The organism is Streptomyces sp. NPDC050504 (assembly GCF_044458065.1).
Taxonomy (GTDB): domain Bacteria; phylum Actinomycetota; class Actinomycetes; order Streptomycetales; family Streptomycetaceae; genus Streptomyces.
This window is the reverse complement of the sequence record NZ_JBITHO010000017.1, coordinates 69,025-89,559: the sequence shown is the minus strand read 5'-3', so window position 1 is coordinate 89,559 and position 20,535 is coordinate 69,025. Positions and strand designations below refer to the sequence as shown.

Sequence of the window (20,535 nt, the reverse complement as noted above, 5' to 3'; positions counted from 1 at the left end):
CGCGTGCTCCCCGCTCCTGGCTCAGAACAGTCCCTTGAACCCGTTCCAGCCGCTGGCACCGATCAGCACTCGGCCGCCGTACGCACCGGCCCCGTTGGCGGTGTAGCGCCACAGCTTTCCCGCGGTGTCCCGTGCCAGCAGGTCGGCGCGTCCGTCGCCGGACAGGTCTCCTGTCCCCACGAGCGCGGAGTAGCCGCCCCAGCCGCCGCCGATCCGCGCCCGCGCGGCCACGGCGCCGGTCGCCGTCCCGCCGTACCGCCATGCCACTCCGGCGGAGTCGACCGCGAGCAGGTCGCCGCGGCCGTCGCCGTTCAGGTCCCCGGCCCCCGCGATCCGCTTGTACGCCTTCCAGCCGGACCCGATCCGCACGCCCGGCTTCAGCCGGTGACCGGCGGTGCCCGCGTAGAGGTACGCGTCGCCGGTGGTCGCCCGGCGGACGACCAGGTCGACGAAGCCGTCCCCGTTCAGGTCGCCGGGCGACACCAGCTGGTCGTACTGGCCCCAGCCGGAACCGATCAGCGTGTACGGCGAGGAGGCGGTGACGACCTTCCCGCAGCCGGGCCGGTAGGCCCGCAGCTGGTCGCCGACCCGTGCGAGGACGTCCCCGCAGCGGTCGCCGTCCACGTCCCCGAAGGGCACGAGCACGGCCGAGGCGGCGAAGTGGCCGCCGGTCCCGGCGGTACGGGAGGCCAGCGTGCCCCTGCCCGTCCCCCGGTGCAGCGAGACGGCCCCGGCGGAGTCGGTCGACAGCAGGTCGCCGAACCCGTCGTTCCCGGCGGCGTCCCGCCACACCGCGGCGCCGCCGCTCACCGACACGGCACCGGACACCGCGAGGGCGGCTCCCTGCCCGTCGGCCGGCTTGACGGCCAGGGTCCAGGTGTAGGCCCCGTTGCCCACGATCCTCCCGCTCGCGTCCTTGCCGTCCCAGGACGCCGCGATCTGGCCGCGCGCCTCTCCCCCGGTCAGGGTCCGCACGGTCTTCCCGGTGGCCTTGTGCTTCAGTGCCAGCGTCCACGAGGCGCCCGGCTTCGACAGCCACCACCGGGGCTGCCAGGCCCCGGCCCTGACGTCGGCGGCCGCGGGGGCGTCGGTGTCGATGACGTCGATCCTGGAGGCCGGGACGCCCGACGGGACGATCCGCACCCGCCGGTCCCCGCCGGTGTAGGCGACGTGGCCGCCGAAGCGGTCGACGGTCCAGCCCGCCCGGCGCACGGTCCGGTCCCCGAGCTCGGCGGCGGTGGCGACCACCCGCTGGGGCAGGTCAGCCTCCTTGCCGCCGGCGGGAAGGCCGTCGTGGAAGTCGACGAGGGTGAGACCGGCCGTGTCCGAGCGGCGGACCAGGTAGCCGTCGCCCAGGAGCGTCTCGTCGGCGCCGAGCTTCAGGGAGTTCTTGGTCTGCCGGTCGTACACTCCGGCGCCCTCGAAGTCGTTGTGGGTGTTGCTGCACCGCCAGTACACCCAGCGGCCCACGGCCTGGAGGTCCCTGGGGACGCAGCCCGCGTCGAAGGTCTCACCGGCGGCGCCCGTCAGCAGGTTCTCCGACGCCACCCGGGTCGATTCGCCCGAGGCGGGGCTCTCCCACTTGCCGAGGGCGCTCCACAGCGTGTTGCCCCAGACGGAGGCCCCGACCAGGTCGCGCTTCTTGAGCACGCTGCCGGTGTCGCCGTCCTTGAAGTGCAGGACCGCCTGTTCGAAGCCCCAGCCCTGGTTCACGACGCCGAACCGGCCCGAGAGGTCGGCGAGTTTCGGGTTGCCGAGCCCGGTGGCCACCCGCGGGCCCCACGGGGCGGCGCCGTTGCGGTAGAGCATGGTGGAGTCCTGTTCGGTCGCGGCCTTCCGGCCGTGGTGGCCGTCGCCGCTCGCGAACATGCTCACGCAGTGGAAGTCGTCGACGGAGCCGCAGTCGTCGTCCCGTCCCGACACGACGGCGTCGACGCTCGACCTGATCTCCTCCGGACGGCCCGAGGTCTTCAGCCAGGTGCTGCGGTACCCGCCGATGGTGGTGTACGGGTTGTAGTGCTGCGAGTCGTCGGCCGTGGTGAGGATGCCGCTGCCCAGGGCGATGCCGGCGGGCTCGGCCTCCCGGTCCTCGATGTCGGCAAGGCGCTTGCGGGCGACGGTGCCGTCCGCGGCGCGGGTGAAGAGGTAGTAGCCCCAGTCGAGGGCTCCGTAGTCGGTTCGCTTCTCCGCACCGGCCACCAGGACCGAGCCGTCGGGCGTGCGGTGCAGCGTGGTGGCGGCGACCTCCAGCAGGGTCTTGCGGTCTCCCGACGCCTCGTGCAGGACGAGGGCGTTGCCCCGGTACTCGCTGTTGCCGGGGTTGGGCGGGGACACGGTGAGCAGGTCGTCGCCGAAGCGCCGGACGACGTCGTTGTACGACGTGTCCCGCAGGTCCAGGGTGACCGGCTCCGCGTCGAGGTCGTCGCGGCGGTACACCTGGGCGTCGGAGTTGCCCGGGGCTCCGAGGTGGAAGACGGTGTCTTGGTCGAAGGAGACGCTCTCGCCGCTCGTGGCGAGCGTCTTCAGGGCGCCGGTGGCGAGGTCGACGACCCACCACCCCTGCGACATCGTGCTGTTCTCCCACTTGATGGCGCGGACGGCCACCGACCGGGCGTCGCCCTCGCCGACCGTGAGGTTCCACCCCTCCGGCAGGCCTTCGACCTTCCGGTCCCGCACCTCGCCGTTCTCCAGGCGCAGGAGGTGCAGGCCCGTCGTCGCGTCCTCGGCGCCGGTGCGGGTGATGACGGTGTCGCCGTAGGTCGCGACGTACGTCTGGCCTTCCGGGACCGGGATCGTGGTCGACGGTCCGCCGCCGACCCGCTGCTGGAGCGTCACGTGCGGGGACGGGGACGGCGCGTAGAGGGCGACGGTGTCGGAGCCGTGTCCGAAGTCCGCCGGGTACTGGGAGAAGCGGAACTCGTCCACGTCGTAGTCGAGCGGCTCGGGCAGCCGGTGGTCGAGGACGGTCGCCGCACCGGTGGCGTAGTCGATCCAGCGCAGGCGGTCGTCGCCCTCCTGGGCGGTGAGGAAGCCGGTGCGGCCCGCGTTCAGGACGATGGTGGCGCGGGGCACGTAGCGGGCGCCGGGGCCGACGACGACGGGGTCGGCGGACGCGCCGGGGTTCGTGGCGGGGTTCGCGGCGACGGCCGTCCCCGCGGCGGTGCCGATTCCGGCGGTCACGGCGAGCGTGACGGTGAGAGCGATGCGGCCGAGCGCGCGCTGACGGCGTCTGGCCCGCTGGTGCGGCGGACGATTCATGGAAATTCCCCTCCCCAGGGCATTCGACGCGGGGGAGTTGGTGCGATCACCGGCACGTCCCCCGCGCGAGCTGAGGCGACATTAGCAGGGCGGAATCGCGTTACGGCAGCCGGTTTCGAACACGTTCAACAACTGGGCGCAGGTGCTGCGGCCGGTCCGACGGGAGCGTCTTTGCCGACCGTGGCGCTCCGGTGCGCCGACCCGGCGGCCACCGCGCCCAACCGTCGCGCGTACGGGCAGAAGTGAGGGCGGTTCAGGGTTGGAGGCGGCTCGCACCGGCCCGCAGGCACTCCGTGCACTTCCGTTGGCGATGAGGATAGGGTGACCCTCGAACGATCTGTCGATCGACCTGCTGATCCGATCGCCCTGACAACACGACAGCCCCCGGACCCTGAGCCGGTCCGAGGGCGATCATCGAGTCGAGAAACCGAGTAAGGCGGTGTCTCGTGTTGGAGCGTACCCGCACCCGCACGCACGTACACAGTGAGCCCGGCCTCCACACCGCGTCCAAGGCGGCGGAGAGCCGGAGCTTCTCGCTGGGCACATCGGGCGGACGTCTCACGCCGCGCACGGTCCTCGTAGAGGAGGGCCGGATGCCGTAGCGACTCCGGGCGGGCGCTCCCCTTAGCGGGGGGAGCGCTCCTCGCCCTTCTCGCCGTCGTCGAGTTAGCAGCTCCACGACCGGCTGTCACCGCTCCGACGGAGTTACCAGCCCCGCCGAGCGAAGAACCAGACCGTCAGGCCTGGATATCACTGCCTCCCAGCAGCAACGGCCCCGAGGGGCCTTCGTCATCCCTGGACAGCGCCAGGGAGAACTGGAGTACATCTTGCAGCACTGCCATGGCATTTGTCAGCTCGGCGATCGTCCCGCGTCGTCTCCCCGGGCTTCTTCGCCCCCGCCCGCCCACCGCACGGCGCGCGCCGCGACAGCGGAACACCGCTCGGCCGCCACGGGCGGTTTTCCGCCGGATCCGGCGTGAAGGACGGTCCCGCCCGGCGACTGTGAGTCGTTCTACGTAGGTGTGTCCGATACCTACGAACCACTCGCCCGACCCTTTCGCGACCACGGCAGTCGGGGACGACACCCCCGCGAGCCGTGGCGCGCCCGTTCATGTCCGCACGGCCTTCCCATCCGGGCGACGGATGAGAAGCGGTTTCAGCACGCTGCCAACGGCTCGTCATCCCGTGGCCGGCGTGCGGGGGATGCGTGTCCAGTTCTCTGCCTCTCGTCACTTCGGGCCTCTCCGGGCCCTCCTCCGGCCCGCCGTACCCGCACCGTGCCCGACAGGGCGCACGGCACCAGCGGGTCAAGGTGCCCATGCGCCTGGTGGAGTCCGCGCACTACGCCGACGTGGCGCTCTCCGTCTACATCAAGGTCAAGGCCCTGGGCCGGCGTCCTGAGGGGTGCACCGCGGGCACCCGGACCCTCGCCTCGTACCTCGGGCTGTCACGCTCCTCCGTGGAACGCGGCATCGCCCAGCTCCGCAGGCCGGGTCCGGACGGCGTCGTCGAACTCCCGGTCAACCAACGGCGCTCGCTGCCGGGCGGCTGCGGCACCACGGCCCGGCGCCGGGTGCGCCCGATGTCCGGGGACGAGCGCTTCGTCTGGTTGCCCGTCGCCGTCTGCGAGGACCTGACTCCCCGGCAGGTACGGGCGTACGCGGTGCTCCGCTTCGCCGGTCTCCAGGGCGTCCCGCTCACCGAGGGCGAACTGGCGGGCCATCTGCGCCACCACTCCGGTGCGCGCGCGAGCGCTCCGCTGTCCACGGCGGCCGCGGGGAGGATCGTCGACTCCCTTGAGGCGGCCGGTTGGGTGACGGTACGGCGCCGCGCCGGAGCTCAGGGTCGGCACTGCTTCATCGCCCACGACTCGGCCGCCGCACCGGTGTCCCCCGAGCCGTCTCCGTCCTCGGACGGCTGCCCTCCGGCCGTGGACTCTGGTGAGGGATCGGGTGCACATCCTGGTGAGGGGTCGCTCGCGAACAAGGAAGACCACAGAACTGACCGACCCGACGACGAGAGCCGCCCTGCCGTACCCGCCGTAGGCGAAACACCGGTGGTAGAGGGCTCCCGTTCCCGAGAAGGTTCCCCTTCCCGGAAGGGCGCACGTTCCCCCGACGGCTCCCGTTCCCGGAGCGAGCGGATGTCCCGGCGTCCGTACACCGGGCCCCCGCTGACGCTCCATCCGCGGATCACCGAGGTCCTCGAACCGGTGCGGGTGCTGTACGAGCGGGTGAACACGTTCATGCAGCGGCGCATCGCACGCGAGGTGGGCCGCCAGCTCGACCTCGGCCACGACACCGCCCGGCTGCGGCACCGGCTGACCCTGCGCTTCGCGAACGTGGCGACGGACGAGATCGGGGATCCCGCCCGATGGCTGATGGGGGTCGCGCTGCCCCGGTGGGGCTGCGGCCACCACTCCTGCGAGGCGGGCGTGATCTGGCCGTCGCGGGAACCCTGCGGGACGTGCGCGGACAACCTGGCCGCGCGTCGGCACACCGCACACCGGCACACCGGGCGGGAGCACGCTGGGCGGGAGCACACCGGGCCGGTCCGGCCGCCGGTGTCCTCGAACGCGCCCGGTGCCGTGCCGCGCTCCTCCTGCCGCGACTGCGGCTGCCGCATTCTGCTGGCCGGTCCCTCGCTCGCCGACGAACTGTGCAGATCCTGCCGGGAGTCGCGGAGCACACCGGCCGCCCCACCGGCACGGGCCTCCCCCGCCCCCTGTGCCGGGTGGCGGGGACAGACCTGTCGTCGGCCCGCCATCGCGGGCCGCGCGGTGTGCGTACGGCACCGCGCCGAGCAACTGCGGGGACAGACCACGTACCCGTACCCAACCGACCCGTACATGCCCACACCCACGCCCACGCCCACGCCGATGTGAAGGACCCCGTTCCCGTGTCTCTCCCCGCACGTCCCCGCCGTCTCGCGCCGCTGCTCGCACTCGGCGTCGCGGCGACCCTCCTTCCCCAACTCACCCCTCAGCAGGCCGCCGCCTCGCCCGCGCCGGGCACCACTGCCCAGCAGCTCGCCCCCTACGCACAGCAGCGGCTCGCCTGGGGGCGGTGTCCGGTCGAGGCGCCCGCCACGATGCAGTGCGCCACGCTCAAGGTTCCCCTCGACTACCGCCGACCGGACGGCAGGCACATCGACATCGCGATATCCCGGCTCAGGACGAGCGTGCCGGGCAAGCGGCGCGGGATCCTGACGTTCAACCCCGGTGGCCCCGGGGGGCCTGGGCTCGACTTCCCCGTGATGGCGGCCGGTGAACTGCCCCGCGAGGTCACCGAGCAGTACGACCTGATCGGCTTCGACCCCAGGGGGATCGGGGAGAGCACGCCCGTCACGTGCGGGCTGCGGGGCTCCGACCTCCTGTTCCCCCGCCCGACACGCACCAGGGCCGAGTTCGACGCGAACGCGGCCTGGGCCAGGAAGGTCGCCGAGCGGTGCCGGGCCACGGCGGGCGCCGTACTGCCGCACATCACCACGCGCAACACCGCGCGGGACATGGACGTCATGCGGGCGGCCCTGGGCGAGCGGAAGCTCAACTACTACGGCCTCTCCTACGGCACGGCACTCGGCGCCGCCTACGCGCAGCTGTTCCCGCACCGCGCGGACCGGTTCGTCATGGACAGTGCCATCGACCCGAAGCGGATGTGGCGCGGGATGTACCGGGTCCTGGCGCCGACGGCCGAGGACGCCTTTTGGCGGTGGGCGGGGTGGACGGCGGAGCGTGCCTCCGAGTACCGCCTCGGGAGCACACCGGAAGAGGTGACCCGTACGTTCTGGCGGCTGGTCGAAGGCGCGGACCGCGAGGCCGTCGAGCTGGACGGGGCGACGTACGACGGCACGGGGGTGCGCAACCTGCTGCGCGCGAAGTTCGTCAGGGTCCGCGCGAGCGCCGAACTCGTCGTCAGACTGCGCGAGGCGGCGGCGGGCCGACCCGCGGCGCCCCCTGCCGCCAGTACGTCTCCGGGCAGTACGTCTCCGGGTCCCGCTGTCGCCCGCACCGGCGTCCCCGACGACAATCTGGCGATGAGCCGCTGGGCCGTCGTGTGCGGGGACGGCTCCGACTGGCCGCGGGACCCGGAGGCGTACTGGCGCGACGTGACCCGTGACGCGGTCCGGTACCCGCTCTACGGGGACTTCGTCTCGGGGATCTCCCCCTGCGCCTTCTGGCCGAAGGCCGCCGAACCCGCCGTGGCGATCGACAACCGGGTTCCCGCGGTGATCGTGCAGAACGAGTGGGATCCGCAGACTCCGCTGTCCGGAGGGCAGAGCATGCACCGCTCCTTGAAGGGTTCCCGCATGGTGACGGTGGCCGGAGGCGAAGGCCACGGCGTCCGCTTCTACACCGACACCCAGAACGCGTGCGCGGACCGGCAGGCCGATGCGTACCTGGCCACGGGCCGTCTCCCTGCGACGGATGTCACCTGTGCACGGGAGGAGCGGGCGAACTGAGACCCGGCCGCGGGGAGGGGGTCCCCGCGGCCGGGAGCCGGTGGAGCGAGCGGCGCGGCGCGGACCGGAACCGGGGGTGCGGACCGGCACCGCGGGGCTGCGCGGCAGGAGCAGGTGCTGGGAGGCTCTCCGGCCCCTGCCGCGCGGCGCTCGCTCGCGGGGAGGTCATGAACTCTCCCCGGGCGTGGGCCGGGCGCGGATCTGGTAATTCCGCGACCGGCCGGAACGTACTGCCGGTCCCGGTGGGTGCTAGCCACCGGCCCGACGGCACCGATGTTCAGAACACTGGCCGGTATCCGCTGTGCGCTCGCTCCCGGGCCGAGAAAGATGCGAGACTCATCTATGTTTCCCTCTTCGCAAGGATCACCAGGATCACCAGGGCCGTCAGCGCGTTGCCGGGGCCGTGAGCGGATGGACCCGGTGGGCCGAACGAGCTTTGCCCGAACGAGCCTTGCCCCATGGAGCTCGACTCGGTCGAAGGAAAGCCCGCCCGACTCCCCCCCCGGGCGAAAATGACACTATGCCAACTTCACCCGGTGAACAAGTGGCTACTATTCACCTGCCCTGCCAGCCGCCCGTAGGAGCACCGCCTTATGCCTGTACGCCACTTCGACGGCCATCGCCTGAGGTCAGCGCGAGTGGCGGCGGGTTTCCGGAACCAGGCCGCTTTCGGCAAGGCCGTGGGAGCCTCCCGTTCCGCAGTGGCGACCTGGGAGAACGGCCGGGGCCCCGATCCCGAACGGCTTCCCGCCGTCGCCCGCGCCCTGCGGTGCGACATCGACCGGCTCTTCCCCCGGCACGGCGTGCCCGATCTGGCCGACCTGAGGTGTGACGCCGGGTACGCGCAGTACGAGGTGGAGCGGCTGGTCCACAGCAAGGACGCGGTGGGTGACGCCGAGCGCGGCATGCGGCGGCTGACGCCCAAACTCGTATCGGAACTCACGCGCCTCTACGGGGTGTCCGAGGAAGCCCTGCACGCGGCGCAGGACCGCAGCTTCGGCGCTCAGGCACCGGCTCCGCCGACGATTCCGGCCACGCTCGCGGCGAAGATCCAGTACTTGCTGGAGCACCTGTACCAGGGAGACTCGCGGCCGCCGTCGGACGCCGACATCGCACGCGGGATCAACCGTGCGGCGGGCGCCGAGGTCGTCTCGGAGCAGGACGTGAGCGATCTGCGTACGGGTACGGTGACCGAGGCGCCGGCCGTCGTCAGGGAGGGCCTGGCCGAGGTGTTCGGCGTCACCGCGATCTACTTCGAGCCGGACCAGCGCAAGATCGTCTGGACCGTCGTGGAAGGTCTGCGCATGCTCAGCCACAAGCGCAAGGGAGACCTCGTCGGCATCGCGACACGGGGGCTGAACGAGGGCGAGGACCTGTCACCTGAGCTGCTGGCTCTCGTGAACGACATCGTCGACAGCCTTCCGGAATGGGCCCGCGAGGGCCGGGACACCACCCCGTAGCCCGATGGTCAGGCGGCTTTGGCGGGCAGCGTGCGCAGGGCCTGTGACAGGACGACCAGGTACTGGACGTCATCGGCTTCGCCGCCGCTTCCCCCCATCACCCACAGGGGCGTTCCGGAGGCCGTCGCCGCCCGGCCGCGGTGGACGTCTCCTGCCGCACGGCGCAGGCGCGACGCCAGTTCCGTCGGCTCCACGGCCCCGGCCGCCGGGCTCTCGGCCAGGTGCGGGCCGATGCGGAGCAGGCCGTCACGGCATTCGATGATCCGGCGGGCGTAGCGGAAGGTCGCGCCCCCGCCCCGGCCCGTCCGGGGCAGCACGATGTCGGGAAAGGCGGAGGACAGCAGGTGCCACAGCGGCTCCAGCTGCCGGTAGGCCCGCCGGTGCGCGTGCCGCAGTCGGCACGCGGCGCAGTACGCGTGCACGCCGGGCCAGGTCACCCCGGCGACGAACACCGGGGTGGAGGAGGCCAGTACGACTGCCGTGTACAGCGTCAGCCGGTCGGGGACCGATCCCCCGCCGAGGCGGATGAGCGCGAAGACGGCACGGACAGCGGTGCAGACCACCATCACGGCGAGGCCGACCGTCGCCACCCGCAGACCGGTGGCGGCCGCGCCGTTGGACATGCGCGCGTAGTGGTGGGTCCTGAGGCCGGCCCCGGTGAGCGCGTAACACATGTACAGGCCGATGCCCAGGTAGAAGACGAGGACCTGCGGCACCGTCATCACGGCCTCTTCGAAGGTGCTGTGGAGCACGGCGTGCCGGGGCGCGCTGACCGCCGCGGCCACGACCAGGGCCACCGCCCCGCAGAAGACCAGTGCTTCGCGTCGCGTCCTGCGGCGGATCGCCGCACTGTACTCGGCCGAGTACAGGTAGAAGACGAGCAGGGTGAAGCACGTCGCCATGGCCATGACGTCCTGTACGACCTTGGCGGTGCCCACGGTCACGGCGGAGTCGACGATCCGCTGCCCGGCGTAGGTGCTCAGCGCGTAGGTGCCCGTCACGCATCCCAGGCAGTAGGTCAGCCAGCGCAGCGGAAGGTTCCGGGGCGCCCGGACGAGCTGGTACAGCTTCCAGAGGGTCGCGGCCGTGAGCACGGTGGAGCAGACCGCGAAGAATGCGTAGCGCACGTCACAGCCAACCGCGGTGGTCGCCGATCGCGGAATGGACGCGCCGCAGTTCCGGGTGGCCGGACGCGGTGGGCGCGACCTCGTCCAGGACGAACGCCCAGGCCGTCACGATCGTGGCGGCCTTCTCCGCCTCGCACTCCTGGTCGTCGTCGTAGGCGCAGCGGGCCAGGGCCTGGCGGACCGCCCCGTCGTTGAGTCCGGGCACGGTGAAACCTCCGTTCCCGGCATCCGACTTGTGGGCGCCGTAGATGTGCCCCATCACCTCGTGCAGGATGATGTGGCGCCGGTGCATCGGGGTCGTGCGCTCCTGGTAGACGATGACGTCGCACGTGCGGGTCTCCAGCCACAGACCCTGCGGGCCGGGGACGGGCAGGGGATGGGGGCGCAGGAGGATCTCGCGGCCGCGCTTCCTGGACACCGCGTCGCACAGCGCCTCGACCGTCAGTGGCGGGTCCACTTCGAGGTCGCGCAGCTGACGGCGCAACCGGCGTTCGAGTTCCCGGTCGGCCGCGCGCTCGCGGCGGGCGGCCCGGAGTCCGTCGCTCAACCGTCGGAGCGACCTGCCGAATCCGCCGGATCCTCCGGCTGATGGGCCGTCCCGCTCTTCCCGTGGAGGGCCGTCGACCGGCATCGTCACCTCGCTGTCTCCTGCGCGGACGATGACCGTCCGTACTCCTGCTTCCCCGTGTCAGTGAACCGACTGGCGGGGGTGACCGGTTGCCAGCGGGAGCGCGCTTCTGGGATGCCGGGCCGGGAGCGGGAGGCCGACCACGGCTCGGCCGGTGTTCCGGCGGGCAGGCCGACACTGCCTACGGCGCAGATAATCTCACACAATCCGAAGCCCGAGAGGCGTACGGTTCGGCCCTGCCCGCCGGGCTGGCAGGTAGGCGGGCTGGCTGGACTTCGGATCAGAGCGGGAGCGTTATTCCGAGTTCCCGCATCGCGGTGGACGGCGGGCCCCCTTCGGAGCGTTCGGTCTTGCGGCCCTTGCTGCGTGCGGTGAGGGTGCGCGGGTCGACGGCTTCGGCGGGGGCGCTCTTGGCGTACAGCCCCTCGGGTTCGGTGTCGCGGTCGTGGGGCAGCAGCCAGAAGACGCGGCGGCGGAAGGTGCCCGAGGAGCGCGACGCCTTGGCCTTGGTGCCCAGGACCGCGTAGCCGACCATGCGGCCGTCGCGGTGGTAGGCGGGTTTGCCACGCCGGGTGGGCAGGCGGTCCAGGCTCTGGCGGACGTAGTCGAGCCCGTCGGGGTCCTCCAGCCAGACGATGTCGGATTCGTGGGCGAGTTCGTCGTCGGTGATCAGGGCGCTCATGGGGTCTCCTCCACTGCCTGTTCTTCGGCGAGCAGCCCGATGCCCGGGTAGTACTTGCGGGAGTTGGACAGGACCATCTGCTTGGGGGAAGCGAGGCCGCACAGTTCGCGGGCGCGTGCGGCGAAGGCGCGGGAGGTTATGGCGGGGGCTCCTTCGTGCTGGCACCAGGTGCGGTACGCGGCGTACAGGCTGGCCTGCTCCGCCCGGTGGTCGGGGTGCAGGGCGCAGGCCTCGTCGAAGAACCGGCCGGTGTGGTCCTCGGTCTCGGCGTACGCGGTGGTGGCGATGCGGACCTTGTCGGGGCCGGAGAGGTCCTTCTCGCCCGAGAGGTAGCGGCGGGCCCCGTCGATGAGCCAGTTGAGGATGCCGGGGCCCTCTTCGGTGACCAGGAGGTCGGCGAGGTTGTCGATCTTCCGGTCGTCGGGGACGACCCGCTCGAAGGGGATCAGGCGCATGCGGCGCCAGAACGCGAAGCCGCCGGTGCCGACTTCGGGGCGGTGGTTGCCCAGCAGCCAGAACTTGTGGGTGGGTTCGAAGGAGAAGAAGTCCTGCCGCATGCGGCGGGCCTTGACCCGGTCGCCACCGGTGAGGTGCTTGAAGCGGGCTTCGTCGAACTTGTCGCCGGGCTTGATCTCGGAGCAGACGATGACGCGGCGCCCCTGGAGCTCGGCGAGGTCCGTGGGGTGGCCCTCGAAGGGCCGGGCCATGAGGAAGCCTGGCGGGGCGGCGTCCGCGTAGTCCCCCAGGAGCTTGATCAGGACGTCCAGGAGGACGGACTTGCCGTTCTTGCCCGAGCCGAAGAGGAAGGGCATGACCTGGCCGCCGACGTCCCCGGTGACGGAGTACCCCAGGAGCAGCTGCAGGAAGCTGATCATGATGGTGCCGTCGGGGTCGTCCCCGAACGTGTCGGTCAGGAAGCGGTCCCAGCGCGGGGTGCGCATGGGGGCCGGGCTGGTGGTCGTCGAGCGGGAGTGGAAGTCCTTGTTGGGGTCGGGCGTGCGGACCAGGCCGGTGCGCAGGTCGACGATGCCCGCGGGCGTGCACAGGGCGTAGGGGTCGGCGTCCAGCAGCGCGGCCTTGAGGACCATGCCGGGGGCGGACTTGGCCTGGTCGAGCATGGCGTGGATGCCCGCGGTGCTCAGCGCGCGCTTGCGGTGCTTGCCGAGGTCATGGGGGCTGTACTTGCCCCGGGGGTCCGTCTCTGCGATGGCTTCGCCGAGTTCGCCCGCCGCCCACAGGACGGTCTCGTCCTCGTCCGCCTGCCAGCGGGTCGTGTCCCACCGGTACCAGCCCAGGCCCGGGACGTGGCGGTAGTCGCGGGAGTAGAGCTGGATGAACAGCTTCGCGTTGCCGCGGTCGGTGAGGGTGTCGGGCAGCAGCCCGGCCGCGGTGGCCGGGCCCTGGGGCTCGGTCGCGCTCTGGGCGGGCAGGGGGGCCGCCGGATTGTGGTGGGCGAGGATCTGAGCGGCGACCGCGTGCGCGTCGAAGCCGAAGAGGAAGTCGGGGCTGCCGCTGCTGGGGTTGTTCACGTGCGGCTCCCGGGGTGCAGGGGACGTCGGGCTCCGGCGTTCATGCCGCTGCGGATGATCTGCGCGGCACGCTGCTGCTGTCCGGGGCGGGCGAGTTCGGCGGTCTCCTGCAGGGCTCGTTCGGCGGTGTGCTGGCTGAGGTGTCCGGCGGCGACCAGGCCGCCGGCGGTGAACGCGGCGCGGTTGAGCTTGTCGGAGAACCCCGCGCCTTCGCTGACGGTGGAGCAGTCCGCGACGTCGGCCAGCAGGCGCGTGAGCACCCGCAGTGCCTCGTCGCGGCCGCCGCCTTCGGCCTGGACCGCCTGCCGGGCCCGGGGCGGGACCGGGCGCGGCGCCGGTACGGAGGTGGGGGCGGCGGGCAAGTGCCCCGTACGGTCGAGTTCCTGGGCGAGCCAGCCCGGGAGCGGGGCGGGCAGCCGACTTTCGCCGACGGGCTGGTAGGTCCCGGCCGTCGTGGTGGTGCCGGGGGCGATGATGTAGCCGCCGTTCGCCCGTACGTCGACCTGCCAGGCGAGCCCCCGGCCCGCGCCGCTGCCCGAGGAGGAACGCCAGCGGCTCCCGTCGGTGGCGCGGTACCAGATGTGCAGCCCGCCCGAAGGCGTCCGGACACGCAGGGTTGACGCGTCGTCGGCCGGGTTGGGCTGGGCCCGCAGCGCGGCCAGGACGGCCAGGGTGTGGTAGCCGGTGGTCATCGCGGTGGTGTCGACGGCATCGGCGATCGTGATGCCCGGGAGGAGCAGTCCCGGGGCGGGCTGGGGGGCGTGATGGGCGTCGACGTCGATGACGACCAGGTCCGCCGGGCCGCAGGAAACCCCGACGCCCATGTGCGGATGACGGCCCCACCACTGGTCGATGCGTGCGGCGTCCAGGGTGGCGGCGCGGAAGCCGTGGCACCAGCGGCCCGCAGCGGGGCACGGGCAGTTCTCGTGGGTGTGGCCCGGGACGCGGCACGCGGCGCAGTTGCCCGCGGGCGTCTTGCGGCCGGGGACGAGCGGGTGCACGGGCCAACCGCGGCCCGCGCACAGCCGCGCGATGGCCAGCGGCTCGGCGACCGACGGGCCCAGCTGCTCTTCTGTTGGGTCGCCGGTTGAGTCGCTGGGGGAAAAATGCAGGTCAGACAACATGTACTCCCCTCCTCAGCGACTGAAGCGACTCAACAACGGACACAGATTAGCGAATGTGCCGGGGAAGGACCGACACCCTCCCCTTCCTCGTGAGTCTCGTGTCGCCGCATTGACGCCTGCCGAAGGGGGCGACCGGCGGCAGCGACTGAACCGTAGACGCAGCGCTTCAGTCGCTGCGTTGAGTACACCAGAAAAACCGCAGGTCAGAGCGGTGCGAAAAGAAAAACAGCGACTGAAGCGACTCAAGCCTCCTATCTATGACGCACACGCGCGCATCCAGAAGTCCTCCATATACTCCAGCCAGAGTCGCTTCAGTCGCTGTCTGATCGGGTGCACCTCTCTGACCTGGTCTTTTATCAAGCGACTGAGCAGAGACTGAACGGTGCTTCAGTCTCTGGGTTTCAGTCGCTGCCGCCTCGGCGCGATTTCCGCCAGCGACTGGAGCGACCGAGCAGCGACTGAAGCGAGCGACCGAAGTACGGGGCACGGAAGCGGGGCGCGGAAGTCGCCGTACTGGACGACCGTTGTGAACCCGGTGGTCATCCGCGGTGCCTCCGGCCCAGGCGCCGTCAGGCGGTCAGGCTACGGTGCGGGCATGGTGAATTTCGTACTGGTCGCAGGGGCGCGGCTCGGGGCGTGGGCGTGGGGCGATGTGGCGCCGTTCCTGCGTGCGGCCGGCCACGGTGTCCATCCGTTGACGCTGTCCGGTCTTGCCGACAAACGGGGTGTCCCTGCGGGGCAGGCGACCCACGTCCAGGACATCGTCGCCGAGGTGGAACGCCAGGACCTGCGTGACGTGGTGCTGGTGGGGCACAGCTACTCGGGCATCCCGGTCGGACAGGCGGCGGAGCGGATCGGTGACCGCCTGGCCCGTGTGGTCTTCGTCGACTCAAGCGTTCCAGCGGACGGCGCGTCATTTCTCTCCGCCTGGCCGGACGGCGGGGCGGCGGTGGAGGCGTCGATCGCCGAGAACGGAGGTTTCTGGCCGGTCCCGCCAGCTGCTCACTTCGACGGCGAAGGACTCACCGACGAGCAGATCTCACGCCTCGTGCGCGGCTCAACGCCGCATCCGGGTGCCACGCTGACCGAGCCCGCCGTGCTGGCGGGGCCGCTCGCCGGGCTTCCGGCGACGTACGTCCTGTGTGTGATGCCGGGGACCGAACCCGACGACGCCGAGCCGGACGAAGATGTGGCCGAGCTGCTGAACAGCGAGCGCTGGCGGCTGGTCAGGATGGACACCGGCCACTGGCCGATGTTCTCCCAGCCGCGCGAGCTGGCGCAGGTTCTCCTCGATGCCGCCGAGGAGCGAGAGCGCCTCCACGCGGTCTACCGGTAGTCGGCGCCAGGCTTGGACTCCGGTGTCGGACCTGGGTGTGACACGCGGAGTCAGGAACCCGGCGGGGTGAGGGAATCGGAGCGCCCGTGGGTCGGGCGCTCCTCCCCCGCGAGGTTCGGGGGCAGGTTCTTTACCGCGGTAAAGAACCGTGCGGCAGTAACCCATGTCTCATATCGGCTGTTCTTGGATGTCCCGCGCAAAGCGGGCCGATGGCATCTGGGATGATGCTCTCTGCCCGAAGTACCGGTACCTCACGGGAAGCACACGGAGCATCAGATGCCAGCCAGTGTTTATGTCGTGTCCATCGACCCACAAGCCTCCACGGTTTGGTGGGCCAACCGCATCACCGACCTGCCCTTCGACTTCTCCCAGGAGCACGAGACTCCCGAGAACCTCGCGGTCCTCAAGGACGCGGGCGCGCGCGTGCACGTCGTCGCCAACCAGAAGGGCGGAGTCGGCAAGACGACCACGACCCTGAACCTCGGGGCGATCGTCGCCGACGTCCTGAAGGGCCAGTCCAAGGGTCTCCAGCACGTCTTCATCGACACCCCCGGCAGCCTGCAGGACGAGAACCTCCTCCTGGAGGCCCTCAAGTACGCCCACGACGTCATCGTGCCCATGCCCCCCGAGGGGCTCGCGTTCGACCCCACCGCCCGCACCATCCAGAAGGTGATCGAGCCGACGGGCCTCCCGTTCAAGGTCGTCATCAACAACTGGGACCCGCGCGACGGCCAGGCCGACCTGGAAGACACCAAGGCCTACATCGACGCGCAGGGCTGGCCGCGCACGGAGAGCGTGGTGCGCCGCTACAAGGTCCACACGCGGGCCTCCGTCGAGGGCCGGGTGGTCACCCAGTACCCGAAGAACCGGGTCGCCATGGAGGCGCGGGAAGACTTCTTCCGGCTGGCGCTGGAGCTCGGGTACGGGGGCCGGGCCTGATGACCGCCGGACGCCGTACCAGTCTCGCCTCGCTCGCCGGCCAGCGCGTCGATGACGTTCCGGGCAAGAGCGATCCCCTGCTGCTGACGCTTCCGCTGTCGAAGCTCGTCCCGACGCGGTTCAACCCGAGGCGCAACTTCGGGTCCGACGACGATCTCAGGCAGTTCGGATCCGTCCTGAAGCGCCGCCAGTTGCAGCCCGCGGTCGTGGTGTCGCGCGCGAGCTACCTCAAGTTGTGGCCCGAGGAAGAGGGGCACCTCGGCTCCGCCTCGTACGTGATCGTCAACGGGGAGCGGCGGTTCCGGGCTTCGCGGAAGGCGGGCCTGCCCACGCTGAACGTCGTGCACAACGAGACCATCGCAGCGACCCGCGCCGAGTTCCTCGACGCCCTCCTGTCGGAGAACAACGACCGGGAGAACCTGGACCCGATCGAGCGGGCGATCGGTGTGCAGACGATGGTCGATCAGCTCGGTGGCAAGGGCAAGGTCGCCGCGTACTACAACAAGTCGGCGGGCTGGGTCACTCAGCAGATCTACCTGTTGAAGCTGGCGCCCGAGCTCCAGGCCCTGGTGTCGGCCGGTGAGCTTCCGGTGCGGGAGACCCGCGACCTGGTGAAGCTTCCGCATCAAGAGCAGTGGTCCGCGTGGGAGCGCAGGGTCGCCGACCGGGAGGCCGAGAAGGCCGGGGCCCTCGTGGTCGAGGACGGCGGGGACAGCGGGCACGGCGGGGACAGTGGTGACGGTGGTGACAGTGCGACGGTCTCTCAGCAAGCACCGGCCGAGACCGGAGAGCTTTACCGCGGTAAAGCCGCTCCCCCGGCCGACAGCGCTCCCCCGGCCCACAGTGCTTCGGCGGTGGCCCCGGTAACGCCCTCGGCGGCGGCCCCGGTAGCGGTGGTGGTCCCGGCGGCTGCGGAGGCGGAGGCCGCTGAAGCCCCGGCACAGCATGTTCCGGACCCGCGGAACGAGCCGTCCGCGCTGCCCGACGCACCTCCGTCCGCCGGTTTCGCGGCTCCGGCGGAGCCCGCTGCGTCCGCTGTGTCCGCCGCCGCGAGCCTGCCTTCGGTGGCTGTCGTCGAGGCGTTGCCGTGGGGCAATCCTCTGTGGTTCGACATGCAGCTGCGCAAGCACATGACGGAGGAGAACCGGCAGAAGCTGGTCTGGCTTCTCCAGGGCACGGGCAACGCCTGATCGGACCGCGAAGCACGGAGGGGCTGGGCACGGCGCACGTCGCCGTGCCCAGCCCCTTCTTCCTTCTTGGCTGCTAGCGACGGTCCTTGGCCGGGAGTTCGGGCAGGAACGCGTCGAGGACCGCGTTCAGGAAGTCCGACCGGGAAGGGAAGCCGTACGCCGTGCTGTAGGCGTCGTACACCGCTAGTTCCTGGCGGCTGGGCCGGAACGACTGCTGGGCGCTGTCTTTGACGGCGCCGCGTTCGGTACGCCGCTCCGGGACCTCACCGAACAGTCCCTCCGCGTCGTGGTCCTCCTCCTGGAGCGGTTGCTGCCGCAGGCGTACGGTCTGGCGGAGCGCGGCGAACCGGTCGTTCTTCCTGGCCTGGAGCATCGCTCTGCGGACGACGACCGCGTTGGTGGGCTCGTGGCCGGTCGCCTGCTGCTGGGCGCTCTGGTAGCGGGCGAACCTCTTGCGTACGGTGCGGTCCACCATGACCGTGCACTGGGTGGCGTCCTGGCCGGGCGCCCCCAGCTGAGGGATCCTCACCACCACGGGCTGTTCCGCCGCCACTCCCCCGGCGGCCGCCGGGGCGGGCACCGGGGCGGGCACCGTCCGGACGACGGAGGACGGCCCGGCCTCGGGAGGCGGTGCGGCCTCGGAAGGCGGCCCGGCCTCTGAAGGGGGCGTGGCTTCCGCGGGCGCGGCGGGCTGCGGTTCGGGTGCCGCGGAAGGCTTCGCCGCGCGGCGGCGGGGCTTGGGGGTGAAGGCTGCCGCAGCGGCGGCACCGAAGGCGTCCAGGTCCTTGTCGTTGTCGGGAAGGCCGCCGTCGACCTCGGTTTTGCGGGTTGCCATGGGTCTGCTCCTTGTCCGGTGGCGGTCAGCTGTCCTGGTCCAGGGCGGCCTTGGCCTGCATGATTTCGATGGCCAGGCTCTGGTAGTCCCCCGCCAGGGCACGGACGGAGCGGCGCAGGCTGGTGTCGATGTCCTTGCTGCTGCGCAGCTCCTGGGGGGTCTTGCCCGCGGTGCGGCAGGCGACCGCGGCGGATTCGACGTGCCGGATGGTCTGCTCGAAGACGGGGGCGGCGCCCTGCAGGTCCCGGGTCAGCTGGTCCTTGATGTTCGACTGGACCTTGGTGGCGGAGACGTTGGAGGCGAAGACGACGACGCCCAGGAGGCGGAGCCCCGGGTTGAGGCCGCGGGCCAGTCCGAAGCGCCGGGCGACGGTCCGCAGGCCTTTGCGGGAGGAAGGGTCGGACTTCGAGGGGATGAGCACGAGGTCACCCGCGGTCAGCGCCTGGAGCTGGAGGGGCTCGGAGCCGGGGGCCACGTCCAGGACGATGACGTCGTACTGGTCGCGGACCGCGTCGAGGGCGGCGGCGTACATGCCCATCCAGGCGAGCTGGTCGGCGGGGTCGCCGCTGCGTGCGGCGAGACGCCGTTGGCAGTAGAGCTCCTCGACGATCTCTTCGAGGACTTCACCGCCGGGGACGACGTACAGGTTGGGACGGGCCTGACCGGTGGGAGTGAGGGGTTTGCCGTCGAGGATGGCGGCGGCCTGGGCTTCGCCGTTGTCGGAGAGGGCGGAGGCGTTGAAGCCGAGGTCCTCGCCGTTGTTTCCCTGCTCGTCCATCTCGATGAGCAGGGTGCGCAGCCCGGCGCTGGACCAGGCCGCGCACAGGGTCGCGGACAGGCTCGACTTGCCGACGCCGCCCTTGCCGTTGCTGACCACGATGACCTTGGCTTCGTGGAGGCCTTCGGCCATGCGTTGGGCACGGCGTCGCAGCGCCTTCTTCACCTCGGTCAGGTCGACGAGGTCGAGTGGGAGGGTACTGGTGGTCACCTGCCCCACCTCCAGTCACAAAGCGGACAATAGTGCTTTTGTGACGTTAGGTGATCTCTGGTGCATTCCTGAGCAGGCGCCCATCAGCGTGTCGGTGTGAGTTCGGCCGACAGCCCGGTGGCGCTCAGGTCTGCGCCCCATGTCCGGCGTACCGTCGTGCACAACGCCTAGCACGCTACATAGGACGGCTCGTAGTACGGCTCGTAGTGCGGTCCCGTGCACAGCTCCACACCGCACGGGCAGCACACTCTGGCAGTGCTGGGCTTTACCGCGGTAAAGCTCCTGAGCCGGGAAGCGCGCCCCGACCGAGGCCCCACGGCTTTACCGCGGTAAAGATGGCAGAGCTGGAGCACACCCGCAGACCACCCCTGGACTGGCCCGGTGCGCCCTCTGCGCGGACGGATCACCAGACCGTGCCGAAGTACCGGGTCCACCAGGTGGGCCGTACCGCGAACGGTTCCAGTGCGCTGGGGCCCTCGTAGTCGCTCTCCAGCAGTTCCTCGGGGATGCTCACGTAGCCGAGTTCGGCCCGTTTCACGGTGGCGAGGTCCGCGGGATCCAGCGCACCGTCCTGGCGGGCGTCTTCGGTGCCGAAGTAGGCGCCCGGGTTGTCGGCGCAGACCTCGGCGAGGGAGCCGAACTTGCTCACGCAGACGACGATCCGCGTCCCGCAGATCGTGGCGTCCGCAGGGACGTGGACGCGGCCGTACTCGCTGGAGTCCTGGGTGTCCCGCTCCGACTCGCACCGGGTTCCGAAGTCCGCTTCGAGGCGGCGGACCAGCCCTTGGAACGCGAGGCCGGTCGCGACCCGGTCGCAGTGCAGCGGCCGTTCCAGCCGTTCGGGGTCGTCGTGTTCGCGCAGGAGGGCCAGGAGTTCCGCCTCGTTCGTCGCCACCCGCCATCCTGTCGCCAGGCAGGCGGCAAGCAGAAGGCAGGGGCCCCGGTCCGGGCTGAGTGCAGGACGGGCGGTTCCCGCTC

At 71.3% G+C, this 20,535-nt stretch carries 16 protein-coding genes; 7 read left to right on the top strand and 9 right to left on the bottom strand.

Features of this window, described 5'->3' with window-relative positions; all coding sequences use genetic code 11:
- Nucleotides 1-21 precede the first annotated feature (21 nt).
- Nucleotides 22-3,258 carry an FG-GAP-like repeat-containing protein gene (locus tag ACIBNE_RS39615; RefSeq protein ID WP_399280687.1) on the bottom strand — a complete coding sequence of 1,079 codons (3,237 nt, stop codon included), beginning with the start codon at nt 3,256-3,258 and terminating at the stop codon, nt 22-24.
- A 446-nt stretch (nt 3,259-3,704) separates the two neighbouring features.
- On the opposite strand from ACIBNE_RS39615, the gene ACIBNE_RS39610 reads away from it, so the two are divergent.
- The 4 genes from ACIBNE_RS39610 to ACIBNE_RS39595 all read left to right on the top strand — a co-directional run bounded on the left by ACIBNE_RS39610 (nt 3,705) and on the right by ACIBNE_RS39595 (nt 9,179).
- The gene (locus ACIBNE_RS39610; RefSeq protein WP_399280685.1) at nt 3,705-3,860 is read left to right on the top strand and encodes a hypothetical protein; all 156 of its coding nucleotides are present in this window, start codon (nt 3,705-3,707) and stop codon (nt 3,858-3,860) included.
- 716 nt (nt 3,861-4,576) lie between these two features.
- Nucleotides 4,577-6,142, top strand: a complete 1,566-nt coding sequence (locus tag ACIBNE_RS39605; protein ID WP_399280683.1) for a hypothetical protein — start codon at nt 4,577-4,579, stop codon at nt 6,140-6,142.
- A 14-nt stretch (nt 6,143-6,156) separates the two neighbouring features.
- Nucleotides 6,157-7,719, top strand: a complete 1,563-nt coding sequence (locus ACIBNE_RS39600; RefSeq protein WP_399280681.1) for an alpha/beta hydrolase — start codon at nt 6,157-6,159, stop codon at nt 7,717-7,719.
- 593 nt (nt 7,720-8,312) lie between these two features.
- Nucleotides 8,313-9,179 carry a helix-turn-helix domain-containing protein gene (locus ACIBNE_RS39595; protein WP_399280679.1) on the top strand — a complete coding sequence of 289 codons (867 nt, stop codon included), beginning with the start codon at nt 8,313-8,315 and terminating at the stop codon, nt 9,177-9,179.
- Between the two features lie 8 nt (nt 9,180-9,187).
- On the opposite strand, the gene ACIBNE_RS39590 is transcribed toward ACIBNE_RS39595, so the two are convergent.
- The 5 genes from ACIBNE_RS39590 to ACIBNE_RS39570 all read right to left on the bottom strand — a co-directional run bounded on the left by ACIBNE_RS39590 (nt 9,188) and on the right by ACIBNE_RS39570 (nt 14,269).
- Complete coding sequence (locus ACIBNE_RS39590; RefSeq protein ID WP_399280677.1) at nt 9,188-10,306, bottom strand: MAB_1171c family putative transporter; 1,119 nt, start codon at nt 10,304-10,306, stop codon at nt 9,188-9,190.
- Between the two features lies 1 nt (nt 10,307).
- On the bottom strand, nt 10,308-10,853 hold the full coding sequence (locus ACIBNE_RS39585; RefSeq protein ID WP_399280675.1) for a hypothetical protein: 546 nt from the start codon (nt 10,851-10,853) through the stop codon (nt 10,308-10,310).
- A 361-nt stretch (nt 10,854-11,214) separates the two neighbouring features.
- Nucleotides 11,215-11,616: a DUF6009 family protein gene (locus tag ACIBNE_RS39580; protein WP_399280673.1), complete on the bottom strand. Its 402-nt coding sequence runs from the start codon at nt 11,614-11,616 to the stop codon at nt 11,215-11,217.
- Entirely contained in the window at nt 11,613-13,145 is a 1,533-nt protein-coding gene (locus tag ACIBNE_RS39575; RefSeq protein WP_399280671.1) for a phage/plasmid primase, P4 family, read from the bottom strand. Before ACIBNE_RS39575 ends, ACIBNE_RS39580 begins: the two co-directional genes overlap by 4 nt.
- Complete coding sequence (locus tag ACIBNE_RS39570; RefSeq protein WP_399280669.1) at nt 13,142-14,269, bottom strand: bifunctional DNA primase/polymerase; 1,128 nt, start codon at nt 14,267-14,269, stop codon at nt 13,142-13,144. Before ACIBNE_RS39570 ends, ACIBNE_RS39575 begins: the two co-directional genes overlap by 4 nt.
- A 595-nt stretch (nt 14,270-14,864) precedes the next feature.
- Between ACIBNE_RS39570 and ACIBNE_RS39565 the strand changes: the two genes are divergently transcribed.
- The 3 genes from ACIBNE_RS39565 (at nt 14,865) to ACIBNE_RS39555 (ending at nt 17,734) form a co-directional block, all read left to right on the top strand.
- Entirely contained in the window at nt 14,865-15,605 is a 741-nt protein-coding gene (locus tag ACIBNE_RS39565; protein WP_399280666.1) for an alpha/beta fold hydrolase, read from the top strand.
- A 276-nt stretch (nt 15,606-15,881) separates the two neighbouring features.
- Nucleotides 15,882-16,544: a ParA family protein gene (locus tag ACIBNE_RS39560; protein WP_399280664.1), complete on the top strand. Its 663-nt coding sequence runs from the start codon at nt 15,882-15,884 to the stop codon at nt 16,542-16,544.
- Nucleotides 16,544-17,734, top strand: a complete 1,191-nt coding sequence (locus ACIBNE_RS39555) for a ParB/RepB/Spo0J family partition protein (protein ID WP_399280662.1) — start codon at nt 16,544-16,546, stop codon at nt 17,732-17,734. Before ACIBNE_RS39560 ends, ACIBNE_RS39555 begins: the two co-directional genes overlap by 1 nt.
- Before the next feature lie 73 nt (nt 17,735-17,807).
- Here ACIBNE_RS39555 and ACIBNE_RS39550 read toward each other — a convergent pair whose 3' ends face one another.
- The 3 genes from ACIBNE_RS39550 to ACIBNE_RS39540 form a co-directional block, all read right to left on the bottom strand.
- The gene (locus tag ACIBNE_RS39550; RefSeq protein ID WP_399280660.1) at nt 17,808-18,569 is read right to left on the bottom strand and encodes a hypothetical protein; all 762 of its coding nucleotides are present in this window, start codon (nt 18,567-18,569) and stop codon (nt 17,808-17,810) included.
- Between the two features lie 25 nt (nt 18,570-18,594).
- Nucleotides 18,595-19,557, bottom strand: a complete 963-nt coding sequence (locus ACIBNE_RS39545; protein WP_399280658.1) for a ParA family protein — start codon at nt 19,555-19,557, stop codon at nt 18,595-18,597.
- Nucleotides 19,558-19,960: 403 nt separating this feature from the next.
- Nucleotides 19,961-20,452, bottom strand: a complete 492-nt coding sequence (locus ACIBNE_RS39540; protein ID WP_399280656.1) for a hypothetical protein — start codon at nt 20,450-20,452, stop codon at nt 19,961-19,963.
- Nucleotides 20,453-20,535: the final 83 nt, after the last annotated feature.